Origin of the sequence: Geothrix limicola (genome assembly GCF_030268085.1) — a bacterium.
Taxonomy (GTDB): Bacteria; Acidobacteriota; Holophagae; order Holophagales; family Holophagaceae; genus Geothrix; species Geothrix limicola.
The window spans coordinates 188,800-206,302 of the sequence record NZ_BSDE01000007.1; the positions used below are offsets into that span (position 1 = coordinate 188,800).

Below are 17,503 nucleotides of genomic sequence, written 5' to 3' on the forward strand. Positions count from 1 at the left end.
ATGAGGAACTGGGTGCTCATCACAGGGTGTTCGACGGGCATCGGCCGGGCCCTGGTGCCGCTCTGCCGGGAGGCCGGCTGGGGCGTGGTGGCCACGGCGCGGAACCCAGCGGCCCTGGCCGATCTGGCGCCGGGCGACGATCTGCGGATCCTCGCGCTGGACGTGACCGATGGGGGCAGCATCGCCGCGGCGGCCTCGGCCTGTGCGGATCTGAAGCTCAGGGCCCTCGTGAACAATGCGGGCTACGGCCAGGTGGGTCCGCTTGAACTGATCCGCCCGGAGGAGCTCCGCGCGCAGTTCGAAACGAACGTCATCGGGCTGCAGGCCATGACCAACGCCTTCCTGCCCCTGCTGCGTCGCGAACCCGGCGCGCGGATCCTGCAGGTGGCCTCCATGCTGGGGCGGCTGTCGATCCCGCTGGCAGGGCCCTACAACGCCTCCAAGCACGCGGTGGTGGCCCTGGCGGAAAGCCTGAGGCTGGAGGTGGGCCGCGAGGTGGCCGTGGTGCTGGTGGAACCCGGCGCCATCCGTTCGGCTTTCCGCGAAAGCCTGGCCAAGGTTTGGGGTGATCTTCCCGAGCGGGCCAAGGGCACGCGCTACGAGGCCGCCATCGCCCGCTACCTGCGCCTGCGCAGGGATCAGGCCGATCGCCACGCCATGGATGCCGGAGCCTGTGCGCGGAAGATGCTGCGTGCCCTCGACGCCGCGCATCCACCCCGCCGGCTCGTCATCGGCCGCGATGCCTTCTGGGTGCGCAAGCTGAAGGCGCTCCTGCCCGAATCCTGGTGGGAGCGCCTGATGCGTCGGATCTACTTGTAGATGCCGCAGCCCACGACCACATCCCCTTCGGCCAGGCAGAAGGAGGTCTTGTTCTCGATCTTGTGGGTGTCGGGGTTCTCGACCTTCATGTCGGCCCATCCGCCGCCCTTCTTCTGCCCGGTCTTGATGATCTCCTGGACGTTGTAGACCCCATCGGGATCCTTCACGTTCCAGCGGTTCATGCCGACGAGGTTGGGTCGCGCGCCGTGGGCCAGGACCACGCCCTTGAGGTCGTAGACGAAGAGGTAGAGGGTGCTTCCGGGCTTCACGTGGAAGCGGCCCGTGGCCTTTTGAACCTCGCTGAAAAACGCCTCCTTCCCATGGGCCTTGAGGAAGGCGATGCCCTCCTTGACCATGGCCTCGGCTTTCGGACGTTCCGAAGGCTGGGCCGCCAAGGGCGCAGTCAGGATGAGGGCACACAGAGGAAAGGCCGGGAAGGGGCGCATGGAACCTCCAGTCGGTGGGTTTCCATTCCTTATCGGGATATCGCGATACCAGATGAGTTCCGCGGGCCTATTTGTAGATGCCGCAGCCCACCGCCCAGCCATCCAGGAATTCCACGTACGAGGTCTTCGCCTCGATCTTGCCCGATTTGGGATTGGTGTACTTGTAGTCCACCCAGCCACTGCCCTTGGTTTTGGCGGTGTCCAGAATCTCCTGCATGAAGAATTTCCCGTCCGGATCCTTCGAGTTGTACCGGTTCACCCCGATCAACTGGCCCTGGAAACCGATGGCAAGGCAGACGCCCTTCATGTCGTAGATGAAGAGGAAGAGATCGTCCGCATTCTTGGCGTGGAAGCGGCCCTGACCCTGGTTCGTCTCCTTGAGCAGGGCCTCTTTGCCATGGGCTTTGGCGAAGGCCACGGCCTCCTTCACCAGGGCCTGGGCTCGGGCCTTGGAATCCTGCGCCGGCAGCAGGCTGGTGAGACAGGCCAAGGTCGGGATCAGAGCTTGCCTCAGGCGCATGGAACCTCCCGGTTCCATTTCTTCATCCCAGGGATCGTCCTCCGAGCCGATGGCCATGAATCCGAGACGCGATCCACCTGCTCGAGGACGTTTTCGGATCCGGCTCAGGCCCTCCCAGATCCGGCTCGTGCCGCCGAGGCCTGCGGTGGCGACCGGCACGGGTAGCTTGGCGGGAGGAGGTCCCATGTCCGATCCAACCAGCCGCAGGCCCGACATCGATGCCCTGCGCGTGGCCTGCATCCTGCTGCTGCACCTCTACCATTCGGCGAGGATGTTCAACGTGAACGATCCCTGGCACGTGAAGGCGCCGGTGCTGCTGCCGGCGCTGAACGGTCCCATGGACGTCCTGCACCTGGTGCGCATGCCCCTGCTCATGCTCATCGCGGGCATGGCCACGGCCTTCGCATTGCGGCGGCGCAGCCTGGGTGCCTTCGCCTGGGACCGCGTGAAACGCCTGCTCCTGCCGCTGGTCTTCGGCATGCTGGTCATCGTGCCCCCCCAGATCTGGGTGGAGCGCGTGTGGACGGGGCAGTACGGCGGCAGCTACTGGGCCTTCTGGCCCTCGGTGTTCCAGGGCGTGCCCTACCCGAAGGGCAGCCTGAGCTGGCACCACCTCTGGTTCGTGGCCTACCTGTTCGTGTTCTGCCTGGCGGCGCTGCCCCTGCTGCACTGGTTCCGCAGCGCGGGCGGCAGCCGCTTCCTGTCGCGGGCGGAGGCCTTCCTGGCGCGGGGCGCGAACCTCTGGTGGCTGGCCCTGCCGATCATGGGAGGACGCTTCCTCCTGCGGAACCATCCCGAGACCCACGACCTCGTGCGCGATCCCAAGAACCTCGTGTTCTATGGCGGGCTCTTCCTGGCCGGGCACCTCATGGGCCGCCTTCCGCGGCTTGATGAGCGCCTGGTGGCGCTGCGGCACTGGCACCTGGGCCTGGCGGCCCTGCTGTTGGCCGCGCTGCTGCCCGACGGCGAATTCCCCTTTCCCTTCGAGCACCTGGCCATCTACGCCTTCGCCTGGGCCTCCATGTGCGCGGCCCTCGGATATGGCCGGGCCCACCTCACGCGATCCACACCCCTCCTGCACCACGCCCAGTCCCTGGCCTATCCCTTCTACATCTTCCATCAGAGCGTGATCGTCGTGATGGGCTGGTGGATGCTGCGCTTCCAGCTGCCGCCCTGGACCTTCTTCGGACTGCTTACCGCGGGTTCCTTCCTCGTCACTTGGGGACTCTGCGAAGGCGTCGCGCAGGTCCGCTGGCTGCGTCCCTGCCTGGGCATGGGGCCGCGGACACCGGCGCGTCCACATCCTCGAGAAGCCCGGCTTGGGGCCATACTCTCTGACGAGGCCCGCTGAATGCATCCCACTCCAACCGCACCCACCCCCTGGCGCTGGCCCGTGCTGCGCCTGCGCTGGGTGCTGGTGGCGCTGGGCCTGTTGCTGGCCAACGGGTTGTGGCGGGCGCTGACCGTGAACCTGGATTTCCGCGCCTCGGGCTTCCACGCCCGTTTCGGCGAGCCGCTCGTGTGGGAGCTCACCTCCGCCGTGATGGTGTGGTCCCTGCTTCCCCTGATCCAGACCGTGGCGTTGAACGCACCGTGGAAGGCGGTCCGCTTCACGCGTTTCCTGGGGCTGCACCTCGCGGGCTGCGCGCTGTTCTGGGGCCTTCACGTGGCGGGCATGTGGATCCTGCGGATCTGGATCTACCGCGCCGCGGGCTGGGGACCCTACGACTACGGTCAGACCGTCTACCGCGTGCCCATGGAAGGCCTCAAGGACGTGCTCAGCTTCGCGGGCCTGGCCCTGCTGTTCCACCTCCTGGAGGCCCGTCGCGCGCGGCAGGCACGGGAACTCGCCGCCGCGCGGCTGGAGGCGGAACTGCGCGAGGCGAGGCTGCAGGCCCTTTCCGCCCAGCTCGATCCCCACTTCCTGTTCAACGCGCTGAACACCCTGAGTGCCCTCATGTACGAGGACCTGCCGAAGGCGGACCGCCTCATCACCGCCCTTGGTCAGATGCTCCGGGACGGGCTCCAGGCCGAAGGCCCCACCTGGACCCTGGACCGGGAATGGGAACACCTGCAGCACTACCTCGCCTTCGCGGAAGCCCGTTTCGGCGACCGGCTGCAGGTGGAGCAGAGCCTCGAGCCGGGTCTCGGACGGGTTCTCGTGCCGCGCTTCTCCCTTCAGCGGCTCGTGGAGAATGCCCTCAAGCACAACGAGGCCACGCCTGGCCGTGTCTTGCGCGTACGCGTCGAGGCTCGCGCGGAGGCAGGCCTGGCGCACCTTTCGGTGACTGATGACGGCGTCGGATTCCTGAATGGAAGTTCCGGCGGCCTCGGCCTCGACAACCTGAGGCGAAGCCTGGCCCTGCTTCACGGGGATCGGGGCGCCTTGATCGCGGGTGACGCGCCGGAAGGTGGTGCGCAGGTATCGCTGAGCCTGCCGCTGGAGGCCGCCCGTGGCTGATCCGCTCGGGGTCCTGGTGGTGGACGATGAGCGGCCCGCGCGCGCCAAGCTGAAGCGGATGCTCGCGGCGGACGCGCGTTTCGCGCTGGCAGGCGAGGCGGCGGACGGGCTGGAGGCCGTGGCGAAGACGCGCAGCCTCCATCCGGATCTGCTCATCCTCGATATCCAGATGCCGGGCCTCACGGGATTCGAAGTGCTGGAAGCCCTGGCTGCGCCGCTGCCGCAGATCATCTTCTCCACGGCCTTCGATCAGTACGCCATGCATGCCTTCGAAGCCGCGGCCGTGGACTACCTGCTCAAGCCCTATGACGGGGACCGGCTCAAGCGCGCGCTGGACAGGGCCTTCACGCTGCACGCGGGCGTCGATGGGACGCCCATGAACCGCCTGATGGGCCAGCTCGCCCTGACGCCGCTGGAACGCTTGCTGGTGGAAGGCGAGAAGGGGCTTGAGGCGCTTCCCCTGCGGGCGATCCTCCGCCTGGAGGCCGAAGGCAAGGGCGTCCGGCTGCACACGGATCGGGGAATCTTCGAGGTGCGCCGCGCCCTGAAGGATCTCGAAGCCCGCCTGCCGGGCCATCGATTCGTCCGCGTCCACCGCAGCAGCCTCGTGGCGCTGGACGCGGTGCTGCGGCTCGAACCCTGGGACCACGGCGACGGCCTGCTGATCCTGAAGGACGGCAGCCACTGCGTGCTCAGCCGGACCTACCGCGCGGCCTTCCTCGAGCGTTGGGGCATGGGATAGGCGGGGCGGCCGGCCTCAGGTCAGCGTCAGTTGGGGTACGCGATCCTCCATCCGCAGGTCCCGCTGGTAGAGGTGCCACTCCAGGCTGCGCAGCCCATCCCCGTGGAAGGGCAGGGCAGTGCCGGCCTGCTCGCCCAGGAAGGCCACGGTCTTTTCGATGACCGAGGCATCGCGAAGGATCCGCCGGTGCCCCAGGCCCTCGGTGATATGGAGGGTCGCCGAAGGCCAGGCCGAGGCGATGGCCGCGCCGTCGGACCAGGGCACATCGCGGTCCCCTCGATCGTGGATCACGAGCAGGGGTGAAGATAGGCGAGAGGCCAGGCTGCGCAGGCGGACGCGTTCGGGCGGCAGGCCGGTGCGCTGGAGGTAGGCGACGAAGGCCTTCGCGTGTTCCGAAGGCGGGAAACCAAGCAGGTCGAGGAGGTGCTCGAAGTAGGGATCGGGCTGGGCCGGCGGGGCCAGGAACACGGCGCGCGGCACCGGGACTCCGTGATCCATGGCGATGGCGGCGCCCGCGGCGCCCAGCGAATGGGCGATCAGGCCGTGGATGGGGCCGACCTGATGAACCAGATCCTGGATGGCCTGGGCCCAGTCCAGCGGGCCGCTGCGCCGCCCCTCGGATCCGCCGTGGCCCGGCTGATCGAAGGCGAGGAGGGAGAAGCCCGCCTGCGTCAGGGGTTCGATGAAGGCATGGAACTGCGTGCCGCGGCCCTCCCAGCCGTGCAGGCAGAGAATGGCCGGGCCCTCGCCCCAAGCGTGGCCGCGCAGGCGCAGGCCCTTCGACAGGAAATGGAAGGGGCGCCCCCGACGTCGGGCCTCGCGCTCAGCCTCGGGTTCCCGGTGGCGGCGCGGCGTGGAGAACAGCCTTTCCGCGCCCCGCTGGGCAAGGTCGGGCGCGAACGCGCGCAGGGCCCGGAAGCCGAGCCGCAGGACCTGGACTTGAAACGTGGTGGGACCGGGTCGGCTCATGCGGGCCTCACAGGGGAGGAAAACGCGTGCCGGGCGCGGCGAAGGCCTTGAGCCGCTCCTTGATGGCGCGGCGGGCCATGGCGAAGCTGCGGTGATCGCGGTGGAGCTGGAAGGCGTTGTTGGCGCCCAGGGCCAGGGCGCCGAACTCGAAGGCCAGCTGCTCGGGATCCGCGCCGCGGGACAGCTCTCCGGCCTCCTTCGCTTCGGCCACCAGGCGGGCGAGGCTTTCCCGCCACACGTTCATGTTGGCGGCCACCAGATCCTTCACGGGGCCGGGACGGCTGTCGAACTCCACGGAGACCGATGCGAAGAAGCAGCCGCCGCGGAACATCTCGCGCTCCGCGTAATCCAGCCATCCCGCGAGGACGGCGCAAAGCCGCCTGAGCCCGCGCGGCGCCCTGAGCGCCGGCACGAAGACCTGCTCCTGGAAGACGCCCCGCGCGGCCTGGATCGTGGCGAGCTGCAGCTCCTCCTTGGATCCGAAATGGGCGAAGAGCCCGCTTTTGCTGAGGCCCGTGGCCTCGGCGAGCGAGCCGATGGTCAGCCCCTCCAGGCCTTTCACTGAAGCCAGGTCCATGGCCTCCTGGAGGATGGCCTGGCGCGTGAGGGCGCCCTTGCCGGCCGGCAGGGGAAGGATCGGCTTCGAAACGGCGCCGGGCATAGTCACTCCCAATCGATTCAATAAAAATAGAACGATCGTTCGTGCTGTCAATGCTTCTTCGATAGATCAGACGGAATTTCAGGCACCGGTCGACTTGGCAAGAACCGTTCGAGGCCTGGGCTCTTCACCTTGAAGGGAAGTGATTCTGAGACACTGGGGGCATGACCGAAGACCGCCTCTATCTCATCGATACCTTCGCCTTCATTTTTCGGGCCTACTTCGCCAATCCCCGGCTGAAGAACGGCGCGGCCTACACCTTCACGCGACTGGTGCTGCAGCTGCTGGAGAAGCACAAGCCCACGCACATCGCCTGCGTGTTCGACACGCCGGAGCCGACCTTCCGGCACGAGATCTATCCCGAGTACAAGGCCAACCGCGACGCCATGCCCGAGGATCTGCGGCCCCAGATCCCCATGATCCGCCAGCTGGTGGAAGCTCTTAACATCCCCATCGTCGAGCTGCACGGCTATGAGGCGGACGACGTCATGGGCACCCTGGCCCGGGAATCCGCCGCCATGGGCCTGCCGGCGGTCATCGTGAGCCCCGACAAGGATCTGCTGCAGTTGGTGAACGATGACCTGCGCATCCAGGTGCTGAACACGAAGGACGGCGAGGTCTGGCACGACCGCGAAGGCGTGAAGGCGCGCATGGGCGTCTGGCCCGAGCAGGTGGTGGACTACCTCAGCCTGCTGGGAGATGCATCCGACAATGTGAAGGGCGTGCCGGGCATCGGCGAAAAGGGCGCGGCCCAGTTGCTGGAGAAGTTCGGCAGTCTGGATGGCGTGATCGCCGCCAAGGGCGAGCTGAAGCCCAAGCAGCGCGAGGGCCTCGACCTGGCCCTCGACGCGGAATCGGGATGGCTGGAGCTCACGAAGCGCCTCGTCACGGTGGTGTCGGACCTCGAGCTTGCCCTGCATCCGAAGGACCTCGCCTACCCCGGCGTGGATGAGGCCAAGGCCCGGGAGACCTTCAAGGCCCTGGGTTTCCAGACGCTCACCAAGGAGTTCACGCAAAGCGCCCAGCAGTCCGGCACGGCCCGGACCTACCGGGCGGCGGCTTCGGTGGCCGACCTGGAAGCCGCCGTGGCCGCCTGCCGCGCCGCGGGCCGCTTCGGCCTCGACACGGAAACGACGAGCATCGATCCAACCCGGGGCCACATCGTGGGCCTGAGCCTGGCCTGGGCGCCCAATGAAGGACTTTACGTGCCCCTGGCCCACCTCAAGCCCGCCACGGCCGACACGGAAGGTTCGCTGCCCGGTCTGCTGCCGGATTCGGGCCTGCCCGAGGCCATGCTGGACCTGCGCGGCGACGCCGTGGCCTTCTTCGCGGAGTTGGCGCCTCACCTGGATCCTCGCAACGTGCCTTTCGCCGAAGTCCGGCGCGTGCTGGCGCCGCTCTTCGCGGATGCGGCCATCGGGAAGTGTGGCCAGAACCTGAAGTACGACCTTCAGGTGCTGGCCCGTCATGGTCTTCCTGTGATCGGCTTGGCGGACGACAGCATGGTGCTCAGCTACGTGCTGGATAGTAGTTCCCGCCACAACCTGGATGATCTCTCTGTGCGCCTGCTGGACGTGAAGCCCATCGCCTTCGAGGAGGTGGTGGGGAAGGGCAAGGCCCAGAAGCGCTTCGACGAGGCCGTGTTCGAGCAGGCCGTGCAGTACGCCGCCGAGGACGCGGACCTGGCCCTGCAGTTGTGCGACAAGCTGCGGGCGAAGATGGTCGACGAGCAGCTGAAGCGCCTTTACGCGGAGGTGGACCTGCCCCTGGTGGAGGTGCTGGCGGCCCTGGAAGGCCATGGCGTGCGTCTCGACCTCGCGGTTCTCGCCCAGCTCGCGGAGCGCATGCACGCCGAACGCGAGCGCGCCCAGGCGCGCGTCGTCGAGCTCGCCGGCGAAGCCTTCAACCTGAACAGCCCCACCCAGCTGGGTGCGATCCTCTTCGGCAAGCTCGGCTACAAGCCCGTGAAGTTCACCGGCAAGACCAAGGCGCCGAGCACGGACGAGGATGTGCTGCAGGAACTGGCGGAGAAACAGGGGGCCGAGATCGCCAGTGAACTGCTGCGGCACCGGCAGATGGTGAAGCTGCTGGGCACCTACGTCGAGGCGCTGCCCCAGATGGTGAACCCCGTCACGGGGCGTGTGCACACCAAGCTGCACGCGGCGGTGGTGGCGTCGGGGCGCCTGGCCTCCAACGATCCGAACCTGCAGAACATCCCCATCCGCACCGAGGAAGGCCGCGCCATCCGCGGCGCCTTCGTGCCCGAGCCGGGTTGGGTGCTGCTGGATGCCGATTACAGCCAGATCGAACTGCGCGTGGTCGCGGCCCTGGCCGAAGATCCCGTGCTCCTGGGCGCGTTCGCCGCCGGGGAGGACATCCACCGTCGCACCGCTTCGGAAGTCTTCAACGTGCCCATGGATCAGGTCACCTCCGACCAGCGTAGCGCTTCCAAGGCCGTGAATTTCGGGCTGCTCTACGGCCAGGGGGCCTTTGCGCTCGCCGCCAACATCGGGGTCAGCCAGAAGGAGGCGAAGGCCTTCATCGAACGTTACTTCGAGCGCATGCCCAAGGTGGCCGCCTGGATCGAGGGCGCCAAGGAGGAGGCCCTGTCCGAAGGGCTGGTACGCACGCATTGGGGCCGCATCCGCCGGATCCCTGAACTGGAAAGCCCCAACAAGCAGTTCCAGGCGGCGGGTCTGCGCGAGGCCGTGAACACCATCGTGCAGGGCACGGCCGCGGACCTCATGCGCCGCGCCATGGTGCGCCTGCACCGCAGCCTCCGGGCCTCGGGCCTGAAGGCGCGGCTGCTGCTGCAGGTCCACGACGAACTCCTCATGGAAGCGCCGCCGGAGGAAGTGGAACGCGCCGCCGCCCTGCTCAAGGAAGCCATGGAAGGGGCCGACGACCTGAGCCCCCTGGGTGTGAAACTGGCCGCTGAGGTGCGCAGGGGCCAGAGCTGGCTGGCCTGCAAATAAGGAGGCCCCGGGGCTGGTTTGACGTTTTGCAGGTGGGTGCCTCCGAATCTAACGATTTCCGGGGGTTTTGTGACGTCTGCCCGGGCCCAAATTTAACGGGGAGGTCATGATTGGCGGATTCACTGCTTCGCACATCCCCATCCGAGTCCCCTTCCGGAGGAGCCGATCATGAGCCAATACAACATCGCCTGGTTGCCCGGTGACGGCGTCGGCGTCGAGGTCATGGAGGCGGCGCGGATCTGCCTCGACGCGCTGAAATTCGACGCCCAGTACACCCACGGGGACATCGGCTGGGAGTTCTGGTGCACCGAGGGCGAATCCTTCCCCCAGCGCACCATCGACCTGCTGAAGAACAGCCATGCGGCCATGTTCGGCGCCATCACCTCCAAGCCTGTGAAGGATGCCGAAGCTGAACTGGTGCCCGCCCTGAAGGGCAAGGGGCTCATCTATCGCAGCCCCATCGTGCGCATGCGCCAGATGTTCGACCTCTACACCTGCCTGCGGCCCTGCAAGGCCTACCCGGGCAACCCGCTGAACTACAAGGAAGGCATCGACATGGTGATCTTCCGCGAGAACACGGAAGACTTATATTCCGGCGTAGAGTTCAGCCCCGTGCCCGACGAGCTGAAGGCCACGCTCAAGGCGCTAAGCAAGCCCTTCGGCCACTTCGCGGACCTGCCGGGCGACCAGTTCGCCATTACCTGCAAGGTGAACACGATGAAGGGCTGCGACCGCATCATCCGTGCGGCCTTCGAATACGCCAAGACGTTCGGCTATCCCAAGGTCACGGTCATCCACAAAGCCAATGTCGTGCGCGCCACCGAGGGCATGTTCCTGGAGACGGGCAAGCGCATCGCGAAGGAGTACCCAGGTATCGAGATGGACGATGCCAACGTCGACGCCATCACCATGTGGATGCTGAAGAACCCGAAGAACTACGGCGTGATGGTGGCGACCAACCTCTTCGGTGACATCGTCAGCGACCTGGCGGCCCAGATGGTGGGCGGCCTGGGCTTCGGCTGCTCGGGCAACATCGGCGAAAAGCTGGCCGTGTTCGAGCCCAGCCACGGCAGCGCGCCGAAGTACGCGGGCCAGTACAAGGTGAACCCCATCGCCACCATCCTCGCCGCCAAGATGATGCTGGACTGGCTGGGCGAAACCCATAAGGGCAGCCGCCTCGAGAAGGCCGTGGCCGCGGTCATCGCCGATGGCCAGGTGCGCACCTACGACATGGGCGGCCAGGCCACCACGCTCGAAATGGGCGAGGCCATCGCGCGTAAGCTCTGAGGCTCCCATGACGTCGATCCTCATTCACGAAGTCGGTCCCCGCGACGGTCTGCAGGCCGAAAGCGCGGTGGTGCCGAGGGAGATCAAGCTGGACTGGATCCGCCGCGTGGCGGATTCGGGTGTGGACATCGTCCAGGTGGGTTCCTTCGTGCGGGGCGACAAGATGCCCCAGATGGCCGATACCGATGACTTGTTCCGCATCCTCTCGAAGGAAACCCACCGGGCGCTGCTGTCGGGCCTCGTGCTCAACGAGAAGGGGCTGGAGCGGGCCCTGGAGGTGGGCGTACAGCTCATCTGCATGGGCGTGTCGGCTTCGGACACCCACAGCCGCAAGAACACCGGCATGAGCACGGAGGACGCCACCCGCCGCATCATCGCCACGGCGCTGGAAGCCAAGAAGGCCGGACGCAAGGTGCAGGTGAGCGTGCAGAGCGCCTTCGGCTGCGGCTTCGAGGGCGCCATCGACGAAGCGCGTGTCATGAGCATCGTCTCCACCTACCTCGACGCGGGACTGCGCTCCATCAGCCTGGCGGATACGGCGGGCCACGCCCATCCCGCTCAGGTGCGCCGCTACGTGCAGGAGGTGCTGGAACTGGATCCGGCGGCCGAAGTCACTGCCCACATCCACGACACCTACGGTCTGGGCATGGCCAGCGTCTATGCGGCCATGGAGGCCGGCGCCAGGGCCATCGAGACCAGCTTCGGCGGGCTCGGCGGCTGCCCCTTCACCAAGGTCGCCGCGGGCAACGTGGCGACGGAGGACTTGGTGCATGGCCTGCAGCGCACGGGCCAGCGTCTGGACATCGACCTGGCGGCCCTCATCGGTGTCAGCAAGGATGTGGCCCGTCATTTCGGTCGCGAACTTCCCGGCTGTGTCTACAAGACCGGCCCCATTCAATCGAAGGCCATGGCATGAGCAAGAAAATCCTCGAAGGCATCAAGGTTCTGGACCTCACGAACGTGCTGTCCGGGCCCTTCACAACGCTGCACCTGGCGCTGCTCGGCGCCGAGGTCATCAAGGTGGAGAACCCGAAAGACGGCGACTTGGCCCGCAAGCTGGGCATCCTTCCGGATCTGAACAAGAAGCTCATGGGCACCAGCTTCCTGGCCCAGAACTGCAACAAGCTCTCCATCACGCTCAACACCAAGTCGCCCGAGGGCAAGGAGCTCTTCCGCAAGCTGGTGAAGGACGCGGACGTGCTGGTGGAGAACTTCCGTCCCGGCGTCATGGACCGTCTGGGGATCGGCTACAAGGCGCTGGCAGAGATCAATTCGAAGCTCATCTACTGCGCCATTTCGGGCTTCGGCCAGACGGGGCCGGACGCCCTCAAGCCCGCCTACGACCAGATCATCCAGGGCCTCTCGGGCGAGATGGCGGTGAACGGCGACGAGCGACTGAATCCCCTGCGCACGGGCTTTCCCGTCTGCGACACGGTGGGCGGGCTCAACGCGGCCTTCGCCGTCATGGCGGCCCTCTTCCACCGGGAACGGACAGGCGAAGGGCAGTTCATCGACGTGGCGCTGCTGGACAGCATCATGCCCCTCATGGGCTGGGTGGCGGCCAACCTGCTCATCGGCGGCGAACAGCCCGTGCTCATGGGCAACGACAACTTCACGGCGGCACCCAGCGGCACCTTCCGGACCCAGGACGGCCACATCAACATCGCGGCCAACAAGCAGGAGCAGTGGGAGGCCGTCTGCGACGTGCTCGACCTTCCTGAACTGAAGACGGATCCCCGCTTCCAGGAGCGCGACACCCGCAAGAAGAACCGTGGGGCGTTGACACCGTTGTTGGAAGCTCGGTTGGCCCAGAAACCTACCGGTTTCTGGGTTGAAGCATTGAACGCGAAGGATGTGCCCAGTGGGAACATCCTCAGCCTGGAGGAGGCGCTGCGCCAACCCCAGGTGCAGCATCGGAAGGTGCTCCAGAAGGTGCCTGTGGCGGGCGTCGGCGAGGTGGAGGTCTTTGGCCTCACGGCGCTCTTCGACAAAACGCCGGGCTCGGTGGACGCGCCGCCCCCCGCGCTCGGCGAGCACAACGCGCGGATCTATGGGGCATTGGGGCTTTCCGAAGGCGAGCAGGCTGAACTGAAATCCAAAGGCGTCATCTAGGAGGTCGTATGGGTATGACGGTGGTTGAAAAGATCCTGGCCCGGGCGGCGGGCCTACCCTCCGTGAAGGTGGGCGACGTGGTGGAGCCCCAGGTGGACCTGGCCATGTCCCACGAGAACGCGGCGCTGGTGATCAACCAGTTCCAGGAGGTGTTCCAGGGCACGGGCCTGGCACCCAAGGTCTGGGACCCTTCGAAGATCGCTATCATCTTCGATCACCGCGTGCCCGCGGAGTCGCCGAAGACCGCCACCAATCACAAGAAGATCCGCGACTTCGTGAAGGCGAACGGCATCACCAAGTTCCACGACGTGCGCGGCGACGTGGGCGGCATCTGCCACCAGATCCTGCCCGAATACGGCTACGTGCGTCCGGGCTTCGTGGTGCTGGGCACGGATTCCCACACCACCAGCCATGGCGCGCTGGGCGCCTTCAGCTTCGGCGTGGGGGCCACGGAGATGGCTTCGGCCTGGGCCTTGGGCATCGCCGTCAACATTGAAGTGCCCGCGACCATCAAGGTGGTGGTGAAGGGCGAATTCCCGCCCATGGTGGGCCCGAAGGATCTGATCCTGCACCTCATCGGTAAGCTCACGGCCCAGGGCGCCAACTTCAAGGTGCTGGAATTCCACGGCGAGACCATTCGCAAGATGAGCACCAGCGGCCGCATCGCCATCTGCAACATGAGCGTGGAAGCGGGCGCCACGTCGGGCATCGTGCCCGGTGACGAGGAGACGGTGCGCTACCTGCGCGAAGAAGCGGGCGTCACGGAGGCGATCCCCTGCGTCACGCCGGATGCGGACGCGGCCTACGTGCAGACGGTGGAGATCGACGTCTCCAATCTGGCGCCCCAGATCGCCTGCCCGCACATGGTCGACAACGTGAAGCCCATCGATCAGGTGCTGGGCACCAAGATCCAGCAGATCGTCATCGGCAGCTGCACCAACGGCCGCCTCGACGATCTGGAGCAGGCCGCAGACATCCTGCGCGGCAAGAAGGTGGCCGAAGGCACGCGCATGCTGGTGTTCCCGGCCTCCAGCAAGATCTTTGCGAAGGCCTTGGACAAGGGGCTCATCCATGACCTGATGAAGGCCGGCGCCGTGGTGATGAACTCCGGCTGCGGGCCCTGCCTGGGGGTGCACGAGGGCGCGCTGGGCGATGGCGAGACCGCGCTCAGCACGACGAACCGCAACTTCAAGGGCCGCATGGGCAACCCCACGGGCTTCGTCTACCTCTGCAGCCCCGCCGTGGCCGCCGCTTCGGCCATCACCGGCGTCATCACCGATCCCCGCAATTCGAACTGATCCACCACGGAGGCACGGAGGGCACTGAGAACTGAACACGGAGAAAACCAATGAATGGACTTCTTCTCCGTGACGCTTCCGTGCTTTCCGTGTCTCCGTGGTGAAGCCTTCCTTTAGACGGAGACTCCCATGCCGAAGGTCATCATCAAGCTCGAGAACGACATCAGCACCGACGACATCTACCCGGGCCGCTTCATGGCCACGGTGCTGCCCACGGAAACGCCCCAGTTCGCCTTCTTCGACCGCACGGAGTTCAACGCGCAACTGAAGGCCAAGACCTTTCCGGCGGGATCGATCATCGTCGGCGGCGAGAACTTCGGCTGCGGCTCCAGCCGCGAGCAGGCCTGCTCCACGCTCAAGGGCCACGAGGTGGCCGTGGTGGCCAAAAGCATCTCGCGCATCTTCCTGCAGAACAGCATCAACCTCGGCCTGCAGGTCGTGATCTGCCCGGGCATCGAGGCCAGCGAGGGCGACGAGCTGGAGATCACGGCTGACCAGGTGTTCAACAAAACCACGGGCAAGGCTTTCGCACAGGTGAAGCTGCCCGCCGCGCGCAAAGGCATCATGGATGCGGGTGGACTCATCCCCTACACCCGTGCCCGTCTGATGGCCAAGCAGGCCTGAAGACCTTCGCCATGACGAGATCGCCCGGCACCTGCCGGGCGATCTTGTTTACTCCGTCGTCTCGAGGGCGTCTTCGGGGCAGGGGTGGTGGTGGTTGCGGATGGCGTGGATGGCCAGCTCGTAATCCGGCTCGCGGGTGAGCTCGGGCACGAGCTCCGTGTGCAGCACGGTACCGTTCTCGTCCAGCGAGACCACCGCCCGCGCGAAGAGGCCGCGCATGGGCCCGTCGACCAGGGTGACACCGAAGGCCTGGCCGAATTCGGGATGGCGGAAGGCCGAGGCCGGCTCCGCACGCTCCAGGCCCTGGGTCCCGCAGAAGAGGTTCTGAGCGAAGGGCAGGTCCATGGACACGCAGAGCAGCACCGTGTCGCTCAGGTCGGCGGTCAGGGCGTTGAAGGTGAGCATGCTCTGGGCGCAGGTGGCCGTGTCCAGGCTCGGGAAGATGCTGAGCACCACCCGTTTTCCCTCCAGGTCCACGCTGCTGACCTCGCTGAGATCGGTGCGGGTGAGGGTGAAGGGGGGCGTCGCATGTCCCGGCAGGGGCAGTTCGCCGCAGGTATGAATGGGGTTCCCGTTGAGGGTGAGGGTCGCCATGGGGTCCTCCCGGCGGGCCCATCCTACTCCCATCGCCGGAACCCGGTGAGCAGGTTCTTGATCTCGCGGACGGTCACCCCCGGAATCCACCGGTTCGCCCCAGCCTCCCTGGTGGGAACCCCTTCGATCAACTAGGCTTTGGGCATGGTAAACGGGGGACCGAAGTGGGGCTGGTATTGGGGCATCTGGGCCCTGATGGGGGTCTACATGACCACCTGGGACTTCGTCCTGTACCCGGCGAGCCCCCTGCTGCGGCTGTTGATCCTGAATCTGCTCCAGAACGGGGCCTGGGGTTTGCTGGGCCTGTTCCTGATCTGGCTGGCCAACCGCAAGCCCATCGAAAGCTTCGCATGGAAGGAATGGCCGACCTGGGGGCTCCATCTGGTGGTCAGCGTGATCGTGGCGGCCTTCGGGCTCTTCGTCGCCTACTGCATCACGATCCTGATGGAGTCATTCGGGTGGAGCCACGTGGACATGGCCTCGATCAAACGGGGCATGCCCATGATCATGAAGGGCCTGCCCAAGTTCTACCGCAACTACTTCCACACGAACCTGCTGTTCATGTGGGCGGTGGTGGCTTCTTTCCACGGGTTGCGGATCTACCGGAAGTACAAGTCGCGCGAGGTGGAGGCGGCCCGGCTCGAAGCCCGCTTCGCCGAGGCGCAGAACCTGGCCCTGCGGATGCAGCTGCAACCCCATTTCCTCTTCAACACCCTGAATTCGATCTCGGCTCTCGTCCACTCCAACCCTGAGGGGGCGGATGAAATGATCAGCCGTCTGGGGGATTTCCTCCGGGCCACCCTGGATGCCCCCCACGATCAGCTGGTGACCCTGCGGAAGGAACTGGCCTTCATCCAGGATTACCTGGCCATCGAGCTGGTCCGCTATCAGGACCGGCTCCGGGTCGAGACCCAGATCCCGGCCGAGCTGATGGAGTGCCGGCTGCCCAGCTTCATCCTCCAGCCTCTCGTCGAGAATGCCCTCAAACATGGGCTCGCCGACCGGCCCCAAGGCGTCCTGCTGCACCTGCGCGCGCGGAAGGAACCGGAATACCTGGTGCTGGAAGTTCAGGATGATGGGGAGGGCTTCGTCCCCGGCCGGGAGGGCGTGGGCCTGGCGAATGTGCGTTCCCGCCTGGGCCTGCTCTACAAGGGGCGGCACCACTTGGATATCCTGGGCGCCCCGGGTCGCGGCACGCTGGTGGTCCTGCGGCTGCCCCTGGCGAATGAAAAGGGCGAGGCATGAACCTGCGGGCCGTGGTGGTGGATGACGAACCCTTGGCGCGTCAGCGGATCCGGGATCTGCTCCGCCGGGCCTCGGACATCAGCCTCGTGCAGGAGTGCGCCAACGGCCTGGAAGCGGTGAAGGCCATCGAGGATCATTCGCCGGACCTCGTCTTTCTCGATGTGCAGATGCCTGAGCTGGACGGCTTCGGCGTGGTCGAGGCCGTGGGCGCGGACCACATGCCGCCCACCCTCTTCATCACGGCCTACGATCAGCACGCCCTGCGCGCCTTCGAAGTCCACGCCCTGGACTACCTGCTCAAACCCTTCTCGCCCGAGCGTTTCCATCAGGCGCTGGAGCGGGCCCGCCGCTGGTGCGCGCCCCAGGCGACCCAGAAGGCGCCGGATCTCGAGGCCCTGCTCGCGGGGCTTCGCAAGGAACGCCCCTGGGTGGATCGGCTGCTGGTGAAGCAGGGGGAACGCCACGTCCTCGTGAGGACCAACGCCCTCCAGTGGGTTGAGGCTGAGGACAACTACGTGCGCCTGCATGTGGAAGGCACCTCGTACCTGCTGCGCCAGACCATGACGGCCCTGCTGGGGCGCCTGGATCCAGCCCAGTTCCGGCGCATCCACCGTTCGGCCATCGTGAACCTGGATTGCATCAAAGAGCTTCAACCTTGGACGGGCGGCGACCACCTGGTGATCATGCGCGACGGCACCCGGCTCACCCTGAGCCGGACCTTCCGCGAGCAGATCGGGGAATGGCTCTGAACCT

At 66.4% G+C, this 17,503-nt stretch carries 17 protein-coding genes; 12 read left to right on the forward strand and 5 right to left on the reverse strand.

Annotated elements, in window-relative coordinates:
• Complete coding sequence (locus tag QSJ34_RS16225) at positions 1-819, forward strand: SDR family oxidoreductase (protein ID WP_285577201.1); 819 nt, start codon at positions 1-3, stop codon at positions 817-819.
• On the opposite strand, the gene QSJ34_RS16230 is transcribed toward QSJ34_RS16225, so the two are convergent.
• Positions 810-1,265 (reverse strand): cache domain-containing protein, encoded by a 456-nt coding sequence (locus QSJ34_RS16230; RefSeq protein ID WP_285577204.1) that lies wholly within the window; start codon positions 1,263-1,265, stop codon positions 810-812. The genes QSJ34_RS16225 and QSJ34_RS16230 overlap by 10 nt on opposite strands.
• 67 nt (positions 1,266-1,332) lie before the next feature.
• Positions 1,333-1,971, reverse strand: coding sequence for a cache domain-containing protein (locus QSJ34_RS16235; protein WP_285577205.1), 639 nt, complete (start codon positions 1,969-1,971; stop codon positions 1,333-1,335).
• On the opposite strand from QSJ34_RS16235, the gene QSJ34_RS16240 reads away from it, so the two are divergent.
• Genes QSJ34_RS16240 through QSJ34_RS16250 form a run of 3 tightly spaced genes read left to right on the forward strand, consistent with a single transcriptional unit; the run spans position 1,970 to position 4,988 of the window.
• Positions 1,970-3,136, forward strand: a complete 1,167-nt coding sequence (locus QSJ34_RS16240; RefSeq protein ID WP_285577208.1) for an acyltransferase family protein — start codon at positions 1,970-1,972, stop codon at positions 3,134-3,136. The two genes, QSJ34_RS16235 and QSJ34_RS16240, sit on opposite strands and share 2 nt — an antisense overlap.
• Positions 3,137-4,246, forward strand: a complete 1,110-nt coding sequence (locus QSJ34_RS16245; protein WP_285577211.1) for a sensor histidine kinase — start codon at positions 3,137-3,139, stop codon at positions 4,244-4,246.
• A complete protein-coding gene (locus QSJ34_RS16250) occupies positions 4,239-4,988 on the forward strand; it encodes a LytR/AlgR family response regulator transcription factor (protein WP_285577213.1) in 750 nt (249 codons plus the stop codon). Before QSJ34_RS16245 ends, QSJ34_RS16250 begins: the two co-directional genes overlap by 8 nt.
• 15 nt (positions 4,989-5,003) lie before the next feature.
• Here the strand turns inward: QSJ34_RS16250 and QSJ34_RS16255 are convergent, their stop codons facing one another.
• Both QSJ34_RS16255 and QSJ34_RS16260 read right to left on the reverse strand, forming a co-directional pair.
• Positions 5,004-5,957, reverse strand: a complete 954-nt coding sequence (locus tag QSJ34_RS16255; RefSeq protein ID WP_285577214.1) for an alpha/beta hydrolase — start codon at positions 5,955-5,957, stop codon at positions 5,004-5,006.
• Positions 5,958-5,964: 7 nt separating this feature from the next.
• Positions 5,965-6,618 carry a TetR/AcrR family transcriptional regulator gene (locus QSJ34_RS16260; RefSeq protein ID WP_285577216.1) on the reverse strand — a complete coding sequence of 218 codons (654 nt, stop codon included), beginning with the start codon at positions 6,616-6,618 and terminating at the stop codon, positions 5,965-5,967.
• Positions 6,619-6,779: 161 nt separating this feature from the next.
• Between QSJ34_RS16260 and polA the strand changes: the two genes are divergently transcribed.
• The 6 genes from polA (at position 6,780) to QSJ34_RS16290 (ending at position 14,911) form a co-directional block, all read left to right on the forward strand.
• Positions 6,780-9,590 (forward strand): DNA polymerase I, encoded by a 2,811-nt coding sequence (polA, locus tag QSJ34_RS16265; RefSeq protein WP_285577219.1) that lies wholly within the window; start codon positions 6,780-6,782, stop codon positions 9,588-9,590.
• 168 nt (positions 9,591-9,758) lie between these two features.
• Complete coding sequence (locus QSJ34_RS16270) at positions 9,759-10,877, forward strand: isocitrate/isopropylmalate dehydrogenase family protein (protein WP_285577223.1); 1,119 nt, start codon at positions 9,759-9,761, stop codon at positions 10,875-10,877.
• Between the two features lie 7 nt (positions 10,878-10,884).
• A complete protein-coding gene (locus QSJ34_RS16275; RefSeq protein WP_285577226.1) occupies positions 10,885-11,793 on the forward strand; it encodes a hydroxymethylglutaryl-CoA lyase in 909 nt (302 codons plus the stop codon).
• Positions 11,790-12,989: a CaiB/BaiF CoA transferase family protein gene (locus tag QSJ34_RS16280; RefSeq protein WP_285577229.1), complete on the forward strand. Its 1,200-nt coding sequence runs from the start codon at positions 11,790-11,792 to the stop codon at positions 12,987-12,989. Before QSJ34_RS16275 ends, QSJ34_RS16280 begins: the two co-directional genes overlap by 4 nt.
• Positions 12,990-12,997: 8 nt before the next feature.
• Positions 12,998-14,287 (forward strand): 3-isopropylmalate dehydratase large subunit, encoded by a 1,290-nt coding sequence (locus QSJ34_RS16285; RefSeq protein WP_285577232.1) that lies wholly within the window; start codon positions 12,998-13,000, stop codon positions 14,285-14,287.
• 129 nt (positions 14,288-14,416) lie between these two features.
• Positions 14,417-14,911 (forward strand): 3-isopropylmalate dehydratase small subunit, encoded by a 495-nt coding sequence (locus QSJ34_RS16290; protein ID WP_285577234.1) that lies wholly within the window; start codon positions 14,417-14,419, stop codon positions 14,909-14,911.
• Positions 14,912-14,959: 48 nt separating this feature from the next.
• Here QSJ34_RS16290 and tpx read toward each other — a convergent pair whose 3' ends face one another.
• Complete coding sequence (gene tpx / locus QSJ34_RS16295) at positions 14,960-15,505, reverse strand: thiol peroxidase (protein WP_285577237.1); 546 nt, start codon at positions 15,503-15,505, stop codon at positions 14,960-14,962.
• 207 nt (positions 15,506-15,712) lie between these two features.
• On the opposite strand from tpx, the gene QSJ34_RS16300 reads away from it, so the two are divergent.
• Both QSJ34_RS16300 and QSJ34_RS16305 read left to right on the forward strand, forming a co-directional pair.
• A complete protein-coding gene (locus QSJ34_RS16300; protein ID WP_285577240.1) occupies positions 15,713-16,750 on the forward strand; it encodes a sensor histidine kinase in 1,038 nt (345 codons plus the stop codon).
• The gene (locus tag QSJ34_RS16305) at positions 16,747-17,499 is read left to right on the forward strand and encodes a LytR/AlgR family response regulator transcription factor (RefSeq protein ID WP_285577242.1); all 753 of its coding nucleotides are present in this window, start codon (positions 16,747-16,749) and stop codon (positions 17,497-17,499) included. The genes QSJ34_RS16300 and QSJ34_RS16305 overlap by 4 nt, the downstream gene beginning before the upstream one ends.
• Positions 17,500-17,503: the final 4 nt, after the last annotated feature.